The 17,459-nt window shown below is 43.7% G+C and carries 18 protein-coding genes, 1 rRNA gene and 1 riboswitch; of the genes, 1 reads left to right on the top strand and 18 read right to left on the bottom strand.

Going from position 1 to position 17,459, the window contains the following annotated elements; translation table 11 throughout:
* Positions 1-24: 24 nt before the first annotated feature.
* The 17 genes from purN to nadB all read right to left on the bottom strand — a co-directional run bounded on the left by purN (position 25) and on the right by nadB (position 16,003).
* Positions 25-591 (bottom strand): phosphoribosylglycinamide formyltransferase, encoded by a 567-nt coding sequence (gene purN / locus P6709_RS17845; protein ID WP_278242281.1) that lies wholly within the window; start codon positions 589-591, stop codon positions 25-27.
* A gap of 14 nt (positions 592-605) precedes the next feature.
* On the bottom strand, positions 606-1,640 hold the full coding sequence (gene purM / locus P6709_RS17840) for a phosphoribosylformylglycinamidine cyclo-ligase (protein ID WP_278242280.1): 1,035 nt from the start codon (positions 1,638-1,640) through the stop codon (positions 606-608).
* Positions 1,641-1,651: 11 nt separating this feature from the next.
* A complete protein-coding gene (gene purF / locus P6709_RS17835; RefSeq protein WP_278242279.1) occupies positions 1,652-3,073 on the bottom strand; it encodes an amidophosphoribosyltransferase in 1,422 nt (473 codons plus the stop codon).
* Entirely contained in the window at positions 3,058-5,274 is a 2,217-nt protein-coding gene (gene purL / locus P6709_RS17830) for a phosphoribosylformylglycinamidine synthase subunit PurL (RefSeq protein WP_278242278.1), read from the bottom strand. The genes purF and purL overlap by 16 nt, the downstream gene beginning before the upstream one ends.
* Positions 5,258-5,944, bottom strand: a complete 687-nt coding sequence (gene purQ / locus P6709_RS17825) for a phosphoribosylformylglycinamidine synthase subunit PurQ (protein ID WP_278242277.1) — start codon at positions 5,942-5,944, stop codon at positions 5,258-5,260. The genes purL and purQ overlap by 17 nt, the downstream gene beginning before the upstream one ends.
* Positions 5,941-6,195, bottom strand: coding sequence for a phosphoribosylformylglycinamidine synthase subunit PurS (gene purS, locus P6709_RS17820; RefSeq protein WP_278242276.1), 255 nt, complete (start codon positions 6,193-6,195; stop codon positions 5,941-5,943). Before purS ends, purQ begins: the two co-directional genes overlap by 4 nt.
* The gene (gene purC / locus P6709_RS17815) at positions 6,192-6,908 is read right to left on the bottom strand and encodes a phosphoribosylaminoimidazolesuccinocarboxamide synthase (protein WP_278242275.1); all 717 of its coding nucleotides are present in this window, start codon (positions 6,906-6,908) and stop codon (positions 6,192-6,194) included. Before purC ends, purS begins: the two co-directional genes overlap by 4 nt.
* Before the next feature lie 125 nt (positions 6,909-7,033).
* Entirely contained in the window at positions 7,034-8,329 is a 1,296-nt protein-coding gene (gene purB, locus P6709_RS17810; protein ID WP_278242274.1) for an adenylosuccinate lyase, read from the bottom strand.
* Positions 8,330-8,343: 14 nt separating this feature from the next.
* The gene (gene purK, locus P6709_RS17805) at positions 8,344-9,471 is read right to left on the bottom strand and encodes a 5-(carboxyamino)imidazole ribonucleotide synthase (protein ID WP_278242273.1); all 1,128 of its coding nucleotides are present in this window, start codon (positions 9,469-9,471) and stop codon (positions 8,344-8,346) included.
* The gene (purE, locus tag P6709_RS17800; protein ID WP_278242272.1) at positions 9,464-9,955 is read right to left on the bottom strand and encodes a 5-(carboxyamino)imidazole ribonucleotide mutase; all 492 of its coding nucleotides are present in this window, start codon (positions 9,953-9,955) and stop codon (positions 9,464-9,466) included. The genes purK and purE overlap by 8 nt, the downstream gene beginning before the upstream one ends.
* 140 nt (positions 9,956-10,095) lie before the next feature.
* A riboswitch (purine riboswitch) is annotated at positions 10,096-10,198 on the bottom strand.
* Positions 10,199-10,270: 72 nt separating this feature from the next.
* Complete coding sequence (locus P6709_RS17795) at positions 10,271-10,468, bottom strand: NETI motif-containing protein (protein WP_278242271.1); 198 nt, start codon at positions 10,466-10,468, stop codon at positions 10,271-10,273.
* Positions 10,458-11,018, bottom strand: coding sequence for a DUF2179 domain-containing protein (locus P6709_RS17790; RefSeq protein ID WP_278242270.1), 561 nt, complete (start codon positions 11,016-11,018; stop codon positions 10,458-10,460). The genes P6709_RS17795 and P6709_RS17790 overlap by 11 nt, the downstream gene beginning before the upstream one ends.
* 180 nt (positions 11,019-11,198) lie before the next feature.
* A complete protein-coding gene (locus P6709_RS17785) occupies positions 11,199-11,858 on the bottom strand; it encodes a type 1 glutamine amidotransferase domain-containing protein (protein WP_278242269.1) in 660 nt (219 codons plus the stop codon).
* Positions 11,859-12,094: 236 nt separating this feature from the next.
* Positions 12,095-12,439 carry a hypothetical protein gene (locus P6709_RS17780; protein ID WP_278242268.1) on the bottom strand — a complete coding sequence of 115 codons (345 nt, stop codon included), beginning with the start codon at positions 12,437-12,439 and terminating at the stop codon, positions 12,095-12,097.
* A 79-nt stretch (positions 12,440-12,518) separates the two neighbouring features.
* Positions 12,519-13,607: a quinolinate synthase NadA gene (gene nadA / locus P6709_RS17775; RefSeq protein ID WP_278242267.1), complete on the bottom strand. Its 1,089-nt coding sequence runs from the start codon at positions 13,605-13,607 to the stop codon at positions 12,519-12,521.
* Positions 13,570-14,457 (bottom strand): carboxylating nicotinate-nucleotide diphosphorylase, encoded by an 888-nt coding sequence (gene nadC / locus P6709_RS17770; protein WP_278242266.1) that lies wholly within the window; start codon positions 14,455-14,457, stop codon positions 13,570-13,572. The genes nadA and nadC overlap by 38 nt, the downstream gene beginning before the upstream one ends.
* Positions 14,411-16,003 carry an L-aspartate oxidase gene (gene nadB / locus P6709_RS17765; RefSeq protein ID WP_278242265.1) on the bottom strand — a complete coding sequence of 531 codons (1,593 nt, stop codon included), beginning with the start codon at positions 16,001-16,003 and terminating at the stop codon, positions 14,411-14,413. The genes nadC and nadB overlap by 47 nt, the downstream gene beginning before the upstream one ends.
* A 114-nt stretch (positions 16,004-16,117) precedes the next feature.
* On the opposite strand from nadB, the gene P6709_RS17760 reads away from it, so the two are divergent.
* Positions 16,118-17,248 carry an IscS subfamily cysteine desulfurase gene (locus P6709_RS17760; RefSeq protein ID WP_278242264.1) on the top strand — a complete coding sequence of 377 codons (1,131 nt, stop codon included), beginning with the start codon at positions 16,118-16,120 and terminating at the stop codon, positions 17,246-17,248.
* A 134-nt stretch (positions 17,249-17,382) separates the two neighbouring features.
* Here the strand turns inward: P6709_RS17760 and rrf are convergent.
* Positions 17,383-17,459 (bottom strand): 5S ribosomal RNA (rrf, locus tag P6709_RS20580); the annotation flags it as partial.

The following is a 17,459-nucleotide window of genomic DNA, read 5'->3' as shown; positions in this document are numbered from 1 at the left end:
CCGCTGATGTTTTCTTCCAGGCATTTAGTATTTAAATAGCTTTTGAAGTGTTTTGGGGTAAAGTTGGTGTTCGATTCGGTGAATTTGTTTTTGAATGTGATCTAGGTTCATTTGTTCCTTTACAGAAAATGCCTGCTGCGCAATAATGGGGCCTGTATCCATTCCCGCATCCACATAGTGAACGGTTACTCCCATTACTTTCACACCATAGTCCATCGCCTGACCCACTGCATCTTTTCCTGGAAATGCCGGTAAAAGAGAGGGATGAATATTAACAATTTTGTTTTCAAATTCAGTCAGCAAAACGGTGCCGATTAACCGCATGTAGCCTGCCAGGATCAGCCATTCCACTTCTTTTTCCCTAAGCTTTTCCAATATGAGTTTCTCATATTGATCTTTGCCGTTAAATGATTTTGCCTCGAACGAGAAGACTTCAATGCCCGAAGCTTCGGCCCGTTTTTTTACATATGCCTCCTGCCGGTCACACACAATAAGTGCAACTTGTGCATGCAGCTCTTTTCGTTCAATTGCATCGATTATGGCTTGAGCATTGCTGCCGTTTCCAGAAGCAAATAAAGCAATTTTTGTCATGAGTCTCTCTCCCTTTACTCCTTTGACTCGAACGCAACGCCTTCGTCAGCCGTAACCTTTCCGATCACATAGGCAGATTCATTTACCGCTTTAATTGCCGAGAGAGTCTGGTCCACTTCACTTTCCTTCACTACTGCAACAAAACCAATTCCCATGTTAAACACATGATACATTTCATCTTCTGTCATAGAAGCTGCATCCTGAATGATGGTAAAGACAGGAGGAACAGGCCAGGTGCCGGGTGTGATGGAAACGCCCAATCCTTCAGGCAGCATGCGCGGCAGGTTTTCATAAAAGCCGCCGCCTGTTATATGAGCCATCCCTTTAATATCTACCTGCTTTAATAAAGGCAGAATGGTTTTTGCGTAAAGTTTGGTTGGGGTTAATAGAACATCGCCAAGCGGCTGATCGAGTCCTTCGATTACATCAGAGAGCGAGAAGCCTTTTTCCTCAAGCAGCGTTTTACGAACTAGCGAGTATCCATTGCTATGGATTCCGCTCGAAGGAAGACCGATTAAAACATCGCCTTCTTCGATCCGTTCACCTGTAACAATATTGCTTTTTTCGCACGCTCCAACCGCAAATCCTGCCATGTCATACTCATCTTCAGGGTACATCCCCGGCATTTCAGCCGTTTCTCCTCCAATAAGTGCACAGCCGGATTCTACACAGCCGTCTGCAATGCCTTTTATCAGCTGTTCGATTTTTTCCGGTATTGCTTTTCCTACAGCCAAATAATCCAGAAAATAAAGCGGCTCTGCCCCTTGAGCGATGATGTCATTTACACACATCGCCACGCAATCAATGCCGATCGTATCATGGCGGTCCATCGCAAAAGCGAGTCGAAGCTTTGTTCCAACTCCATCTGTGCCGGAGATTAAAACGGGCTCTTTGTAGGGAAGGGAAGAAAGATCAAACATGCCCCCAAATCCACCAAACGGACCCATTGCCCCGGGACGTTTGGTACGCATCACATGTTTTTTCATTCGTTCAACGGAATCATAGCCCGCTTCAATATCCACTCCTGCTTGACGGTACGCATTCGACATCTTATTTCCTCCTAGTGTGTAAGCTCTTTTTCATAGGGGTGCAGTGTATCAGGGTAAATTTCTGTCGGATACTTTCCTGTAAAGCACGCCAGACAATGCCCTTTGTTTTCGCCGGAATCCGGCCGGCCTATTGCAGTGACCATGCCTTCAACACTTAAGAAGCTTAGTGAATCTGCTCCAATGATCTGGCGGATCTCTTCTACGGAATTTTTGCTTGCAATTAATTCTTCGTGCGTGCTGGTATCGATTCCGTAGAAACAAGGATTTTTAATAGGCGGTGATGAAATCATGACATGAACTTCCGTTGCGCCGGCATCTTTTAGCATATTAACGATCCTTCTGCTGGTTGTACCCCGCACAATCGAATCATCCACCATGATCACACGCTTGCCTTCTACTACTCCTCTGACAGGCGATAGCTTCATTTTCACGCCTTGCTCTCTTAGTTCCTGTGAGGGTTGAATAAAGGTTCTGCCAATATATCGATTTTTAATTAATCCCATTTCATAGGGAATATTTGCAGCTTCTGCATAGCCAATCGCTGCAGAAATACTTGAATCCGGAACGCCAGTCACCACATCAGCCTCAATTGGGAATTCTGCAGCCAGCTGTTTACCGAGACGCTTTCTTGCACTGTGAACATTGATTCCATCAATGTCGCTGTCCGGACGGGAGAAATAAACATACTCCATCGTGCAGATTGAGCGGTTTGTTGCATAGGTGAAACGTTCAGAACGGATTCCTTCATCATTGATAATCAACAGTTCACCAGGCTCAACAGAACGGATATATTCCGCCCCGATAATATCAAATGCACATGTTTCTGAAGCCACTGCATACCCGTCACCGATCTGGCCGAGAGACAACGGACGGAGGCCATTCGGGTCAAGGGCCACCATGAGCTCGGTTTCGGTCATAATGACAAACGCATAGGCGCCTTTTAACATGGTCAATGCATTTTTCACACGCTCTTTTACATTTTCGTATCCGCTCCGCTTAATTAAATGGGCGAGCACCTCAGTATCTGAAGTCGTTTGTAAAATACTGCCCTGACGTTCAAGCTGGTGCTTCAGTGCATTGGCATTAACCAGATTGCCGTTATGGGCTAAAGCAAGGCTGCCTGTCTGCGAGCGGAACAGCAGCGGCTGAACATTTTCATACCCGCCTCCGCCAGCAGTTGTATACCGGACATGCCCAACTGCTCCATGACCAACTAATTGATCCAGCTGTTGCTGACTGAATACTTCTGTAACGAGTCCTTCTCCTTTATGACTGGTGATTTCACTTCCAGTGGAAGCTACTATACCGGCGCCTTCCTGTCCGCGGTGCTGAAGACTTTGAAGAGCATAGTACGTCAGCTGAGCCGCTTGTTCATGACCCCATATGCCAAAAACGCCACACTCTTCATTCAGTCCTTTTAATTCAGCAAGCATGCGATCGCTCCTCTCCAGCTATCCTCAAAATCTTTAACAGGACGATTTACAACCAGCTGCCCTTTATTGCGAATCATAAGCGCTGCCTGTGCAGTCACCTGTCCAATATGCTTTCCGCCTGTTACAGCTTCAAACGCTTCTTTATGCTGAGGGTCAATGGAAACAATAAAACGGGATTGCGTTTCACTGAATAGCGCTGTTACAGCAGAATCTTCTGTGTCAACCTCTGCTCCAAGTCCGTTCGTGCCAAAAGTGGATTCAGCCAGTGCCACTGCAAGACCGCCTTCTGCAAGATCATGTGCTGATTTAACAAGACCCTGATGAATGGCTGCCAATAAATTTGCCTGATGGTTTTTTTCTTTTTCCAAATCAAGGGCAGGTGATGGGCCAAAAATTCTACCATGTACATATTTCTGCAGCTCACTTCCCCCAAATTCGGTTTCTGTGTCCCCGATCAGATAAATCAAGTCACCTGCATCTTTAAAGTGCTGCGTTGTAATATGCTTAGTATTTTCAATTAAGCCAACCATGCCAACTACTGGCGTCGGGTAAACCGCTGTACCATTCGTTTCATTGTATAAAGAAACATTTCCGCCGATTACCGGAGCGTTGAGCACGTTGCATGCTTCGCTCATGCCGTCTACTGATTTTTCCATCTGCCAGAAAATCTCAGGCTTCTCTGGATTTCCAAAGTTCAGGCAGTCTGTAATGGCCAGTGGAACTCCGCCTGAACAAACGATGTTTCGTGCCGCTTCTGCTACAGCAATCTTCCCGCCGGTTTCCGGATCTAAATAAAGATAGCGGGAGTTGCAATCTGTCGTCATGGCTAATGCTTTTTCGGTGCCGCGGATTCGAAGAACAGCTGCATCAGAACCAGGCGTTACAACGGTATTTGTCCGAACCTGATAGTCATATTGATTATAAACCCATTCCTTGCTTGCAATGGTGGGCTGTTTTAATAGAGCTAGCAGGGTTTCTTCAAGGTTTTCCACTTCAGGCTCTTCATTGTTCATCTGCTTAAATTCACGGAAGTACGCAGGTTCAGTTGAAGGCTTATGGTATACAGGCGCATCTTCAGCAAGTGCGTCAACCGGCACATCAGCAATTGTTTCACCTTTATGAATTAAGCGCAGATGCTGATCATCGGTAACATGTCCGACCGCAACAGCATCAAGATCGTATTTGTGGAATAGTTCCTGAATTTCATTTTCTCTGCCTTTTTCAATCACGATCAACATGCGCTCCTGTGATTCTGAAAGCATCATTTCATAGCCCGTCATGCCAGTTTCGCGCTGCGGAACAAGATCAAGATTCATTTCAATTCCGGATCCTGCTTTACTTGCCATTTCCGCAGAAGAACTTGTCAGGCCGGCTGCCCCCATATCCTGAATACCGATAAGAGCATCTGATTTAATTAGTTCAAGACACGCTTCAAGCAGCAGCTTTTCCATAAATGGATCCCCAACTTGAACAGCAGGCCGCTTTTCATCTGAAGAATCGCTAAGCTCTTCTGAAGCAAATGTTGCGCCGTGAATTCCATCACGCCCCGTTTTTGCTCCTACATACATAACGGTGTTGCCTACACCCTTTGCCTGGCCTTTTTGAATATCTTTATGATCAATCAGCCCTACACACATCGCATTCACCAGCGGGTTGCCGTCATAGGATGCATCAAATTGAATTTCCCCGCCAACAGTTGGTATACCGATGCAGTTGCCGTATCCCGCAATTCCTGCCACTACCTCTTCAAAAAGGTACCGAACACGAGCAGAATCCAATTCTCCAAAGCGTAAAGAGTTGAGGATCGCGATGGGTCTTGCTCCCATCGAAAATACGTCACGTATAATCCCGCCGACGCCTGTTGCAGCTCCCTGGTAAGGCTCGATCGCAGAAGGGTGGTTATGGCTTTCAATTTTAAATGCCACTGCCTGACCGTCTCCAATATCAACGATACCCGCTCCTTCTCCCGGTCCCTGAAGCACCCGTTCACCTGTTACAGGGAATTTTTTTAATAACGGCTTTGAGTTTTTGTAGCTGCAATGCTCAGACCACATAACAGAAAACAGGCCAAGCTCTGTCCAGTTAGGCAGGCGTCCAAGAATTGATTCGACCATTCCGAATTCTTCGTCTGATAAGCCCACTTCTCTATAAAGCTTTTCTTCTTTTATATTTTGAGCTGTTGGTTCAAGCAGTAATGACATTTGAGTCCCTCCAGTGCTTCACAATCGATTGAAACAGGCTAAGTCCGTCTGCGCTTCCAAGCAGTGCATCAACGGCTCGTTCAGGATGCGGCATCATGCCAAGTACATTTCCTTTAGCATTAGTAATACCTGCAATATTCCCAAGGCTTCCATTTGGATTAAGGCCCTCGTAAGTAAAGACAATGCGCCCATTCTCTTTTAATTCATTATAAACAGCGTCATCACAATAATAGTTTCCTTCACCATGTGCAATAGGGATTTGTATGACCTGATTTTCGCTGTATGCAGAAGTAAACATCGTGTTTGGATTTTCCACAACCAGGCCGACCGTTCTGCACATAAATTTAAGCTCTTTATTGCGGAGCATAGCACCCGGTAAAAGCCCCGCTTCAAGCAGGATTTGAAAACCGTTGCATACACCAAGAACCGGCTTTCCTTCCTCTGCCGCTTTCACAACCTCTTTCATTACATTTGAAAAACGGGCGATCGATCCGGAACGCAGATAGTCTCCATAGGAGAACCCTCCAGGCAGCAGAATACCGTCATAACCGCTTAAATCTTCTGCATCATGCCATACATACTCTGCTTCTTCACCCAGTTCATCTTTTATCGCATGGAACATATCAATGTCACAATTGGATCCCGGAAATACAATGACTGCAAATTTCATCGTGTGACGGCCTCCTCCACCTCATACTCATAATCTTCGATGACCGTGTTGGCAAGCAGCTTTTCACACATTTCTTTTACAACTTCTTCTACCGGACGATCAGATGGCTCAATCATCACTTCTAGATATTTTCCAATTCGTACGTCCTGTACTTCATGGTAATTCATCGCATGAAGCGAGCTCTTAACAGCCGTTCCCTGTGGATCAAGTACACTTTCTCTTAATGTTACGTGAATTTTAACCTTCATCATGATGAAACGCCTCCCAGTCTGGTAAAAACAGTTTGATAAGCCTCTGTTAAACTCCCTAGATCTCTTCTAAATACATCTTTGTCCAGTTTTTGCTTCGTTTTTGAGTCCCATAGTCTGCACGTGTCTGGCGAAATTTCATCCGCCAAAAGAATGGATCCGTCTTTCGCCCTGCCGAATTCAAGCTTAAAATCAATTAAGTCCACATCAATCTGCGTGAAAAATTGTGTCAGCACACGATTAATTTCAAGCGCTTTTTTTCTTAAAAGAACTAATTCTTCCTGCTCAGCAAGCCCTAATAATGAAATATGATCTTCATTAATTAATGGATCTCCGAGATCATCATCCTTGTAATACCACTCGACAATTGTGTGCTTGAGCTTACGTCCTTCTTCTAATCCAATTCTTTTGGCCAATGTACCAGCTGCTGTATTTCGAACGACGACCTCGATAGGAATAATGTCCACGTGGCGGACAAGCTGCTCATGATCTGAAAGCTTTTGTACAAAATGAGAGTCTATTCCTTCTTCTTTTAATCTCTCAAAAAGAAGGGATGTGATTAAATTATTTAATTGACCTTTCCCTTCAATAGTTGCTTTCTTTTCACCGTTAAAAGCAGTTGCAGAGTCCTTGTATTCCAGCCATAAAATCCCTTCCTCATTGGTAGAATACAATCTTTTCGCTTTTCCTTCGTAGAGCATCTGCCCTTTTTCCATGTGAAGTCACTCCCTGATCGTCGGAATTTTGAATCTTTTTACCTTATACCGTGAATGAAAATGCCAGATCCGCATTGTGAGGTACGGACTGGCCTTCATTCATTTTTCTGATATTCTTCCGGTCTTTAATTTAATCCTAAGCGGGTGAATATCGTATCCACATGCTGAAGATGGTAATGATAATCAAAGCAATCCTCTATTTCTTCCGGTGTGAGCTTTGATGTAATGGCATCTTCTGCTTCCACCAGTTCACGGAAATGCACCTGTCTTTCCCAGGCTTCCATTGCTTTTGGCTGAACGGTATCATACGCTTCTTCGCGTGAGAGGCCTTTGTCAATAAGAGCCAGCAGAACTCGCTGTGAGTAAATTAACCCTAATGTCCGATCCATATTGCGTTTCATATTCTCAGGGAATACGGTTAAATTTTTCACAATGTTTCCAAAGCGGTTCAGCATATAATTTAAGGCAATTGTAGCGTCCGGCAAAATCACCCGTTCCGCTGAAGAATGTGAGATATCGCGTTCATGCCATAACGGTATGTTTTCATAGGCAGTCTGCATGTACCCGCGAATCAGGCGCGCAAGGCCCGTCATGTTTTCAGATCCGATCGGATTTCGTTTGTGCGGCATAGCGGATGATCCTTTTTGGCCTTTTGAGAAGAACTCTTCCACTTCTCTCGTCTCACTTTTTTGCAGCGAGCGCACTTCAACAGCAAATTTTTCGATCGAAGTTGCAATGAGTGCGAGTGTTGCCATATAGTCGGCATGACGGTCTCGCTGAAGTGTCTGGGTTGAGATCGGTGCTGCCTGCAGACCCAGTTTTTCACATACATACGACTCTACAAACGGGTTGATATTTGCATACGTTCCAACCGCACCGGACATTTTACCAAATTCCACGCCGGATGCTGCCTGTTTAAACCGGTCCAGATTTCGTTTCATTTCTTCATGCCATAGCGCAAGCTTTAATCCAAATGTAGTCGGTTCAGCATGTACGCCATGCGTCCGCCCCATCATTACCGTCATTTTATGTTCTTTAGCTTTTGCAGCAAGAATAGCTACAAAATTTTCAAGGTCCTTCAGCAGAATTTCGTTTGCCTGGCGTAATATATAAGAAAGCGCAGTGTCCACGACATCCGTTGAAGTAAGTCCGTAGTGCACCCATTTTTTCTCTGCTCCGAGTGTTTCTGAAACCGCTCGGGTAAAAGCGACTACATCATGGCGGGTTTCTGCTTCAATCTCTTGGATGCGGGCTACGTCAAAAGATGCATTTTCGCGGATTTTCTTCACGTCTTCCTTTGGAATGTCTCCAAGTTCTGCCCATGCTTCACAAGCCAGAATCTCTACTTCAAGCCATGCCTGAAAACGGTTTTGTTCTGTCCAGATAGTTCCCATTTCAGGGCGGGTATAGCGTTCGATCATTGTGGTACCTCCAGTTATGTTGTCTTCCAAATAGGTGATTCGTGCACTTCTTTCAGCGTCATTTTCATATCATCTGTCAGGATAGTAATATGACCCATTTTCCTGTTCTGTTTTGCTTCAGCTTTGCCGTACAGATGGAAAGACCAGTCAGGGTGACGGCTTATTGCCTCATATGCCGGCTTAACATGCTGACCAAGAAGGTTGATCATGACTGCTGGCTTCAGCAGACCGGTTTTTTTAAGCGGCCAATTGCAAATCGCCCGGATATGCTGGTGAAATTGAGATGTTTGACATGCCTCAATCGAGTAATGTCCGGAATTATGCGGCCTCGGAGCAAGTTCATTTACCCAGATTTCCCCTGAATCCGTTACAAACATTTCCACTGCTAATGTGCCAACCAGCTTTAGTTCATCTGCGATTTGATAGGCAAGCTTCTCCGCTAACTTTTCGACGCCATGCTCAATGCGTGCAGGAACAATGGATTCATGCAGGATATGGTTAACATGAATGTTTTCAGCGATCGGCAGCGTGGTCGACTCTCCACGAGAATTGCGGTGAACGATAACTGAGATTTCTCTATCAAAGGAAATGAATGATTCCAGTACGCAGGCTCCATTTTTTCTTACAAGCTCCTGCGCTTCCTGTATATCGTCCATGGAACTCAGCTTAACCTGACCTTTTCCATCATATCCCCCTGTTAATGTCTTAACTACAGCCGGAAAGCCGAACGATTCTATAATATCATATATTTCTTGTTCGTGTTCAATGACATGATAAGGAGCAATGGGAACATCAGCTTTTTCAAGCATCTTTTTCTCCAGCAGGCGATTTTGTGTGATTCGGATCAATTCCGCTCCTTGTGGAAGGTGGGCGATGGAAGATAGCCACGAAAGAGCTTCTGCATCAATGTTTTCAAATTCATATGTGATCACATCACTTTTTTCAGCGAGTGTTTTAAGGGCATCCCGATCATCAAATGCTGCCTGTATCACAATGTCAGCAACCTGGCCGCATGGAGAGTTATGACCAGGGTCGAGAACTGCGACCACAAATCCTGCTTCTTTTGCTGCAAGTGCCATCATTCTTCCAAGCTGTCCTCCGCCAATAATACCGATTGTTTGTCCGGGTATTATTTTATTCATCCAGCTCACCGCTGCTATTTAGCACCTTTTCCTCGCTGTTTTTGCGCCTTTGCTCTAGGCGCTCTGCAATGACTGAATCAAATGCGGATAACATCTGTGCGGCAAGCAAACCTGCATTGACTGCTCCTGCATCCCCGATCGCGACAGTTGCGACAGGTACGCCGCCTGGCATCTGAACGATTGAAAGAAGAGAATCAAGTCCATTTAATGCTTTGGACTGAATTGGCACACCAATGACGGGCAGAGTCGTTTTTGCTGCTACCATCCCAGGAAGATGTGCAGCACCTCCTGCACCTGCAATAATTACTTTCAGTCCTCTTTCTCTAGCGCTGCCTGCATATTCAAACATTAAGTCCGGTGTACGGTGCGCACTGACTACCTGTTTTTCATATGGGATTTCCAGTTCATCCAGCAATTCACATGCTTTTTTCATTGTAGGCCAATCCGAAGTACTTCCCATAATTACACCAACTGCTGCGTTCATCTTCTCACTCCAATAGTTGAATTCAATAAGGCAATAAAAAAACCCAGGTCAACATTTTCCTCTATATTAAATAGAAGGAAAGCTGTTCACCTGGGTCCCGAATGCACCGTCTATACCTGAATAAAAAGGCATAGCGGATCCAAGGCATCACTTTCCCTCATAGTCCGGTCATTTACGGTAACCGGGTAGAAACTTTTGGGCCATATTCCCAACGATTATATGAGGTCGTATGCTTATTCGTTTTTCTCGTCTTTATCATAACAAGGTGACATGAGGACGTCAACCTTAAAACGAACAATTTTATTTCACTATAACTTATTGTTCGTTTTTCAACCCTTGAAATCGGATCCTTTGCCTGATCGGCTCATTTTTTACAGAAGATCCCTCTTTTACTTCTTTGAAAATAGGTTCTTCTATTCTCCTGACGGGAGTATAGCCAAGGTCAGACATACGCTTTAAGCAATCATCAATTGATTCGTCCTGTTCCACTTCAAACCATTCTTTACTGCTCATTCTTTTTTTCCTCCTGCGCAATGCGTTTTCGAACACTTTTCACCCAAAAACCGCCATGGATTGCTTTTGGTTCATACGAAATAATAAAGGCTTTCGGATCTACTTCTTTTATGCGCTGATAAAGCTTCAATTCATATTTTCTGGGAGTTAAGATCTGCATAGCCCATCTTCCGCCTTCAAGTCCGTTTGCTTCCCAATCGGTCACACCGTATCCCCATTCCCTGAGTTTTCGTGGCAGGTCGAGGCCGTTATCCATGGTAATAACATTGACTGTGATATAACCCAGTGCCAGTTTTTCTTCTATTTTCATTCCTATAATAACACCCATCCCATATCCTACTGCATATGCAATCAAATTCTGGATCTCGTTTAAATTATCAAGAACCAATCCCAGTCCAACTACATAAATAACGACCTCTACCATACTGACTCCTGCCGCTAAGTAGCGATACCCTTTCAGTGTCAATATCATCCGCATTGTAAAAAAGGTTACATAAAAAATATTGATGACAAAGATAATTACCATCATAATTAATCCATTTTCAAGCACTGCAGTTCCTCCTTCAGCTTTTGAGAAGAAACGGGAACTTCACATAAGCGTGTCTCCTCTAAATGACTCAAAAGCTATCCTACTAGTGAAATGGCAAAAAGTAAAGATGAAACATTGTACTGCGGTCAAAAAAACCAGGACTGAAATCTTCATCAGTCCTGGTTTTAAAATTGCTCTATTTTATCCTAATGCTTTTACGAAAGCTTCAGCCGTTTTTTGGCTTGACTGTGGATTTTGTCCTGTTATAAATTTCCCGTCTGTTACCACATGGTCTGCCCAGTTGCCTTGAGCAACAAAGTGGGCTCCCTGCTCCTCCAGCTTCGATTGAAGAAGAAATGGCATTAATTCATCTAATCCCGTCTCTTTTTCCTCTTCATCCGTAAACGAGGTAAGCTTTTTCCCTTTTACAAGAAATGTGCCATCAGATAATTCTACGTCTACGAACCCGGCAGGACCGTGGCAAACGGCTCCGATCACTTTATTATTTTCAGCAAAATGGGCCAGTCCGTCCTGAAGCTGAGGTTCGTTTGGCAAATCAAACATTGTGCCATGACCGCCAGGAAGAAAGACGCCATCAAAATGATCGAACACTACGCTTGAAAGCTGCTCTGTTTTAAGAAGCTGTTCTTCTGCCTCTTTCCACTCAGCAGGCTGTTCATCCCCAAGACTGTTTGGATCGAGCGGAATTCCTCCTCCTTTTGGACTGACTACTGTCACCTCATAGCCGTTTCGTTTAAATTCAACATAGGGTTCAGCAAATTCAGATAACCACAATCCTGTTGGGTGATCCTGGTCAATTTTTTCAGTATTGGTTAACACCATTAAAATATTCTTAGACATTTTTGCATTCCACCTTTATCTTGGTTTGCTCTCTTTACTTGAATTACCCCTTTGAAATTGGAATAAACATGAAAACGCCTTCATTTAATTTAGCAAAAGGTAAAAACAAATATAAAAAACGAGACTGGGACAAGTATGTCTCAGGCTCGTTAAAGGTTCTCAATATACGAATAATAGATACCTCTTCATTTTATCTTTTCTTTGATTTATACCTGCGTTGAAAACCGATAAATATATTACTTTACACTTCCAACATCTAAGATCTCAATTGGCCCGTGGTCATCACAATGGTTTCCATGAACATGATGTAAACGTCCGTTTACTAAGTAATCATAATGGTCGCCATGAGGAACCACCTCATGTCCGCAGTCACTGTCGTGTGAGCAGCCGCATTCAAATGGTTTACATTCGTCTGGATTCATTTCGGATACTTCGATTTTGCATTCATCCCAGTGCTCTTCATGCTTATGATGCAAATGGCCGTCATGTACATAGTCAATGTGGTCCTGATGTTTGATTTTCGTGTGGCCGCATTCTTCATTGTGTTCATGAGTGTGGTGGTCATGTTTATGATGTGTCAATTTTACGGCACCTCCTTTTATAATTCAGGCTTACTTTATATAGTATCCACTTCTTCATTAAGTAAACAAATTAATATGGTCATTTTAACGTAAGCATTTTATGCAACGCTTCCTTTGCATAAAAGGAAGTGGTACGATCCACTATTATTTGATTGTAAATAGTTCCTTTTTCAAGAGACTCAAGAATCCACGCGAGATGCGGGAGATCAATGCGATTCATGGTCAGGCACGGGCACATGGTTGGATTTAAGGATTGAATCTCAAGCTCCGGATAGCTTTGTTTTAAACGGTTAACGAGGTTCATTTCAGTTCCAATTGCCCATTTGGATCCTTTCTCTGCATTAGAGATCACATCAATTATATATTTGGTCGAGCCTGCATCATCTGAGAGGGCTACGACTTCTCTTGTACATTCAGGGTGAACAATAATGTTAATAGAAGGATCTTCCTTTCGCAGCTTCTGAATATGTTCAACTCTGAAGTTCATGTGAACGGAGCAATGCCCTTTCCACAAAATCACTTTAACATCCTCAAGGTTTTCTTGATATTCAAGTTTTTCCTGAATAGGATCCCAGATTGCCATGTTTTCCAGAGGTATTCCCAGATCATAAGCGGTATTGCGTCCCAGATGCTGATCCGGCAAGAAAAACAATCGCTCTTTTTGCGTAAAAGACCATTGTACAACCTTCCGGGCATTAGAAGAGGTAACTGTGGCTCCCCCGTTTTTGCCAACAAATGATTTAATGGCAGCAGTGGAATTCACATATGTAACTGGCAAAATCGTATCTCCAAACAACTGTTGAAGCTGTTTCCAGCCTCGTTCAGTTTGACTGATGTCTGCCATGTCTGCCATCGAACAGCCTGCTCTCATATCCGGAAGCAATACCTTTTGATGATCTCCTGCAAGAATATCTGCAGTTTCTGCCATAAAATGGACCCCGCAAAAAACAATAAATTCAGCCTGATGCTGCTTTGAGGCAACTTGAGCAAGCTGAAGGGAATCTCCTGCTGCATCAGCAAATTGAATGACTTCATCTCTTTGATAGTGGTGACCGGGTATAAACAGACGATCCCCCATTTTTTCTTTCACTGATTGCACTCGCATTTTCAAGTCTTCTATTGACGCTGTTTTATAAGCTGGCGGCATACCCGTCTGAAAATCCAGCATGATCTCTTCCCCCTTTTTTAATCTTTACATCTAAACTGATATCCAGGCTTTTCACAGAATGAGTCAGATAACCTAGGGAAATATAATCAACCCCGCATTGGCCATATGCCTGTAATTGATTCATTGTTATACCTCCTGATGCTTCTGTTATAATTTCCGGAGGAACCTGCTCTATCCATTTTTCGATGAGATCTGGAGAACAATTATCAAACATAATGCAGTCTGCTTTCGCTTCAATGGCTTCTTTCAGCTGTTCTTCCCTTTCAATTTCTACCTCAATTTTCACCATGTGCCCCGCATGTGCCTTAGCTTTTTCTACCGCTTCTTTAACTGACCCAGCAAATTCAATGTGATTATCCTTCAGCATGATTCCGTCATACAATCCGAATCTATGATTCATTCCGCCACCGCAGCGAACTGCATATTTTTCAAACATCCTCAGGCCGGGTGTTGTTTTTCTTGTGTCGCAGATCTTCGTGTGGGAGCTGCTTAATTTCCTTACCGCCTCATTTGTGAGAGTAGCAATCCCGCTCATTCGCTGAAGTAAATTTAAAATGACACGCTCTCCTGACAAAATGGACTGTACCGGTCCACTGACCGAAGCGATGCACCCGCCTTTTTCCACGTACTGTCCATCCTCTTTATGTATCTCTACTTTTACTTGCGCGTCTAGCAATTCGTACACAATTTCTATTAATTCCAGACCAGCAAGTACACCTGATTCTTTTAAAATAAAATGCGCTTCGCCAAACTCCCGTTTTGAAAACAAAGCTTCACTTGTCAGGTCCTGATCGTGAATATCCTCATGCAAAAAGAGCTCGACCATCTTTCTTGCTTTCATCTTGTTCATGCTTCTTATTCCTCCAATCCAGATTTTTATCTAATTTTTGAACAATCCGTACCCCATCCCATTCACCTTTTTTATCAGGATAGTCCAGGCAATAATGCGCCCCCCTGCTTTCTTTTCTTTCACAGGCTGATTTTATAATCAGATAAGCAGCGGTAACCTGGTGGAGAAAGGCCAGTACCTCCGGATGATACGCATAGATATCTTTATCAGTAAGTACAGGAAATTCATTTTCGAGCTTCTCCATTCCCCATTTCATTTTTTGAGTGGTACGTTCAATGCCTGCGCACTCCATCATCATCTTTTTAAGCTCCTGCAGCGTCATCGCAGATTTGGCGCGTTTTGTTCCTGATGCATGGTCCCCCTTATCTATATGCCTATTTTGCAGGGATGGCTGGCGGCGTAAAAACTCACCTGCTGCTTCCCCGTAAACAAGACCTTCAAGAAGGGAATTACTTGCAAGCCTGTTTGCTCCATGTGCACCTGTACAAGCGGCTTCTCCAATTGCATACAGGCCTTCTACCGACGTTTGACCCGTTTGCTGAACCTTGATGCCCCCCATATGAAAATGAGCTGCAGGTTTAACTGGTATTTTTCCAGTATTTAAATCAAAGCCTTCTCCCTTACACAACTGAGTAATGGTTGGAAACTCATTTGTGAATTCCTTCACATAATTAATCGCTAAATAGACTTTTTCTCCCTGCTGAATTCTCCTATACACCTCTCTAGCTACTATGTCCCTTGGAGCTAAATCACCCAGTGGATGATTCTCCATAATTCCTTTTCCAGTCTCTGTAATCAGCCTTGCCCCTTCCCCCCTTACTGCTTCAGAAATCAGAATTGAACTTGGGTGATCTCCTGCCAATGCTGTAGGGTGAAATTGAACAAATTCAAGATCCGCTAATTCTGCCCCTGCATAATACGCAAGCGACAATCCTTCCCCGTTCGCACTTGCTGCATTGGAAGTAGACTCAAATAAATTTCCGCAGCCGCCGGTTGACAGTACGATGTGTTCAGCCCATATAATTTCTGTTTTGCCTGCAGAGTTCATTATCTTTACACCCGAGCATCTTCCGTCCTTAATGACTAGTTCAATTGCTGAGTAATGTTCAATCCATTCTGCTTCTTCCGTGACCTGCTGCATCATAAAACCAGTCAGCTTCCTGCCGGTAGCATCTCCTCCTGCATGAATAATCCTTCTATGAGAGTGAGCTCCTTCTCTTCCAAGCTTTAAAGAAGCAGCATCACAATCGAATTCCATTCCTTTTTCGATGAGTTTCCTTAAGGTATTCGGTCCTCGTTTTACAAGAAATTCAGCAGCTTGTTTATCACAATGTCCATCCCCTGCCCTGAGTGTGTCCATTATATGCTCACTCACGTCATCTTCTTTACTGACGACCACAGCTACTCCTCCCTGAGCAAGCATAGAATTGCTCAAAAAGGGCCCATACTTGCTGAGAATAGCTACTTTTTTAAATGGAGCCACTTTATTGGCAGCAGCCAGTGCAGCGATGCCGCTTCCTATAATTACAACATCATAAGATTTCAATTAAACACCCCTTACTTTACATGTGTCTTGACACTTATCTTTACATAACATTAAACTAAATACAATAACTATTTAACAAAGATCGTAATTGAAACCTATAAAAGGAGTGTCATAATGATTTACTTAGATTACGCAGCTAGTGCCCCGATGAGGAGAGAAGCATTGGATGCATACTATAAAGCAGCGACTACTTTTCCAGGCAATCCAAGCAGCCTGCACGATACTGGCACCGCAGCACACGACCTATTGCAGGAATGCCGGAAACAACTTGCAGATGTTTTGGGAGGGGATCCAAACGGAATCTACTTTACGAGCGGCGGTTCAGAATCAAATGATCTAGCCATAAGATCCATAGTAAGAGGAAATAGTCACCGAGGCCGGCATATTATCACAAGCAAGCTTGAACATCCTTCTGTGTTAGGGGCTTTCGCAGTACTCGAAGAAGAAGGATTTAAAATTACATATCTTCCCGTTAAGCCAAATGGGCTACTATCTCTACAGGATATTGAAAAAGCCTTGACGAATGAAACAATCCTTGTAGCCATTCAGCATGTCAATCACGAAATTGGCACTACTCAGCAAGTACAAGAAATAGGCTCACTTTTAAAAAAGAATTCGATCGCTTTTCATTGTGATGCTGTTCAATCGTTTGGTAAAATCCCTATACAAGTTCAAGAAAACTATATTAGCAGTCTCAGTATTTCCAGCCATAAAGTAGGTGGACCTCAGGGGGTAGGCGCTGTTTACATCGATCCTTCCGTTCACTGGAAATCTACTTATAGATTTGCGACTCATCAAAAGGGCTTCCGGCCTGGTACATTGAACGTTCCGGGTATAGCTGCATTTACTACAGCTGCAGCGTGTGCTATTAATGAGATGATGGAGCATCATGAAAAAACCAGGGTGTTACGGGATATGTGGATTGATATGATCAAATCACATGATGAAGCGATTAAAATAGAAGGAATCAATCAGCTGCCATCCATTATTGGGATGACGAGTTCTTCTTTTCAAGGTCAGTGGCTTCTGCTAGAGTGCAATCGTCAGCAGCTTGCAATCTCCGTAGGCAGTGCCTGTCACATAGGACAGCAAATACCTGCCACAACGATTACGGCTATAGGTAAAACCATTGACGAAGCAAATCGGTTTATCCGTATATCTCTAGGCGCAGAGACTTCTCGAACTGATTTAGAGCATCTCTATCAGGCTCTTACTCCCTATTTGAAAATCGATAAAGCTATCTAATCGAGCAGTCAATTAGATGAAATAAGGTATAAGAGGAAGACAGGCAAGGAATAACTGCCTGTTTTCTTACCCGCTTTCACATTATTTTATAAAAAAAAAGCCATTCCCCAAAGGGAATGACTCTTTTTTTTAGTGCCTAGCGACGTCCTACTCTCACAGGGGGAGACCCCCAACTACCATCGGCGCTGAAGAGCTTAACTTCCGTGTTCGG

Origin of the sequence: Jeotgalibacillus sp. ET6, assembly GCF_029667115.1 — a bacterium.
GTDB lineage: Bacteria > Bacillota > Bacilli > Bacillales > Jeotgalibacillaceae > Jeotgalibacillus.
Note: the sequence above shows the minus strand (reverse complement) of the source record. Positions and strands in the feature narration are given on the sequence as shown.

Excerpts from the sequence above, each read along its gene's own strand:
- purL (WP_278242278.1), bottom strand. The coding sequence starts at position 5,274 with ATGTCATTACTGCTTGAACCAACAGCTCAAAATATAAAAGAAGAAAAG.
- P6709_RS17760 (WP_278242264.1), top strand. The coding sequence starts at position 16,118 with ATGATTTACTTAGATTACGCAGCTAGTGCCCCGATGAGGAGAGAAGCA.
- nadC (WP_278242266.1), bottom strand. The coding sequence starts at position 14,457 with ATGAACAAGATGAAAGCAAGAAAGATGGTCGAGCTCTTTTTGCATGAG.
- purC (WP_278242275.1), bottom strand. The coding sequence starts at position 6,908 with ATGGAAAAAGGGCAGATGCTCTACGAAGGAAAAGCGAAAAGATTGTAT.
- purE (WP_278242272.1), bottom strand. The coding sequence starts at position 9,955 with ATGAACGCAGCAGTTGGTGTAATTATGGGAAGTACTTCGGATTGGCCT.
- purN (WP_278242281.1), bottom strand. The coding sequence starts at position 591 with ATGACAAAAATTGCTTTATTTGCTTCTGGAAACGGCAGCAATGCTCAA.
- P6709_RS17795 (WP_278242271.1), bottom strand. The coding sequence starts at position 10,468 with ATGAGCAGTAAAGAATGGTTTGAAGTGGAACAGGACGAATCAATTGAT.
- nadA (WP_278242267.1), bottom strand. The coding sequence starts at position 13,607 with ATGCTGGATTTTCAGACGGGTATGCCGCCAGCTTATAAAACAGCGTCA.
- P6709_RS17785 (WP_278242269.1), bottom strand. The coding sequence starts at position 11,858 with ATGTCTAAGAATATTTTAATGGTGTTAACCAATACTGAAAAAATTGAC.
- purM (WP_278242280.1), bottom strand. The coding sequence starts at position 1,640 with ATGTCGAATGCGTACCGTCAAGCAGGAGTGGATATTGAAGCGGGCTAT.
- purQ (WP_278242277.1), bottom strand. The coding sequence starts at position 5,944 with ATGAAATTTGCAGTCATTGTATTTCCGGGATCCAATTGTGACATTGAT.
- purB (WP_278242274.1), bottom strand. The coding sequence starts at position 8,329 with ATGATCGAACGCTATACCCGCCCTGAAATGGGAACTATCTGGACAGAA.
- purK (WP_278242273.1), bottom strand. The coding sequence starts at position 9,471 with ATGAATAAAATAATACCCGGACAAACAATCGGTATTATTGGCGGAGGA.
- purF (WP_278242279.1), bottom strand. The coding sequence starts at position 3,073 with ATGCTTGCTGAATTAAAAGGACTGAATGAAGAGTGTGGCGTTTTTGGC.
- purS (WP_278242276.1), bottom strand. The coding sequence starts at position 6,195 with ATGATGAAGGTTAAAATTCACGTAACATTAAGAGAAAGTGTACTTGAT.